Source organism: Peptoniphilus hominis (ex Hitch et al. 2025), assembly GCF_040096015.1.
In the GTDB taxonomy this organism is placed as follows: Bacteria; Bacillota; Clostridia; order Tissierellales; family Peptoniphilaceae; genus Peptoniphilus_A; species Peptoniphilus_A hominis.
In genome coordinates, this window is record NZ_JBBMFO010000071.1 from 1 (window position 1) to 1,060 (window position 1,060).

At 30.0% G+C, this 1,060-nt stretch carries 1 protein-coding gene; it reads right to left on the reverse strand.

The genetic code is table 11. From position 1 onward, the window contains the following. Positions 1-27 precede the first annotated feature (27 nt). Complete coding sequence (locus WMO19_RS09790; protein ID WP_349171677.1) at positions 28-960, reverse strand: IS30 family transposase; 933 nt, start codon at positions 958-960, stop codon at positions 28-30. Positions 961-1,060 lie beyond the last annotated feature (100 nt).

Consider the following 1,060-nt stretch of genomic DNA (forward strand, 5'->3'; position numbering starts at 1 on the left):
GATGAATTGCAAATAAAAGTGCGACACCTAAATTAAACTAAGTTCATGTAAAAATAATTCAAATGGAGTTTGATAATTTAGACATTTTCTAGGTCTGTTATTGAGCTCCATTAAATTTTTAATAAGATCTTCTTCAGATATCTCTGCTAAATCTGTCTTTTTAGGATAATATTCTCTTAATAGACCATTGGAATTTTCATTACTTCCTCTTTGCCATGCTGAATATGGGTCAGCAAAGTAAAAGTCAATTCCCAGCTTTTCAACTTCGTCATAGCAAGCAAATTCTTTTCCTCTATCTGATGTAAAGCTTTTTAAAGCTTCTTTTGGAAGTGATTTAACAAGTTTATTGATTGCTTCAAACATTGAATCTTTGCTTCTATCTTTCATTGGTAATGCTATATAAAATCTTGTTTTTCTTTCAACAAATGTTGCTAAGCACCCTTTACTTTTTCCTCTGGAAGATACTACGGTATCAAGTTCCCAATGTCCAAAGGAAATCCTATATTTTATATTTTTTGGTCTTTTCCTTATAGAGGTGCCTATGTTAAATTTTCCTCTTGTTTCTTTGCTTTTTCTAGACTTGCCTTTTCTTCTTAATTTTGAAATATCAAAATCTATTAATCCAGAATAAATCCAGTTATATATTGTTTTAAAGCTTAATATTCCTTTATAAAGGCGGCCTACAATTTGCTCAGGTGACCATTTAGAATTTAGCTTTTCTTTGATAGTGTCTAATATTTCATAAGTTGCTTTAGTTTTTCTGCCTTTTAAAGATGATTTAGCTTCTTTATCTATTTCAGCTAGGTGAGCTTCGTATTTAGTATCACATCTTTTAAGCTCTCTAACTATTGTGGAATGGTGACATCCTAAAATTTTCGCTATTCTTCTAGAAGAATAGCCCTCTTTGTTTAATACCTCTATCTTATTTCTTTCGTTTAGTGTAAGATGTTTATAGCTCATATTAACCTCCGTGTTAGTTTTTGTCGTTATTAACATTTTACACGAAGTTAGTATGAGTTTTTATTTTTTATTTGTGTCGCATTTAATTTTACAACTTATC

What these genes read in the sequence shown, in the direction of transcription:
- WMO19_RS09790 (WP_349171677.1), bottom strand. Translation starts at nt 960, where the DNA reads ATGAGCTATAAACATCTTACACTAAACGAAAGAAATAAGATAGAGGTA.